We start from the raw sequence: 279 nt of genomic DNA, 5'->3' as shown, positions 1-279 counted from the left end.
TGCCGGGCCGTCGATCACGCCGGTCAATGCTTTGCGCCATGCGCTCGGCGCCTGGAATTGGCCGAGCGGGACGTAGATCACCTGGTCGTAGGCTTCCTTCTGGATCTCGAATGCGATCTTCTTCTGCTGTTCCGGCGAGGTGGCGCGGGCGAAGGCGTCGCGCAGCTGCTCGAGCTTGGGGTCCTCGGACCAGCCGTACCAGCCACCGCTCGTGCCCTTGCCGCCCATCGGGACGTTGACCAGCGGGTTCAAGGAGTCGGCGGCGCCCTGGTAGGTGAA

The 279-nt window shown here is 66.3% G+C and carries 1 pseudogene; it reads right to left on the bottom strand.

The features are described from left to right. Positions 1 to 279: pseudogene (locus tag RAD10_RS41670) on the bottom strand (ABC transporter substrate-binding protein); the annotation flags it as partial.

Source organism: Bradyrhizobium sp. 23AC (genome assembly GCF_054863025.1).
Note: the sequence above shows the minus strand (reverse complement) of the source record. Positions and strands in the feature narration are given on the sequence as shown.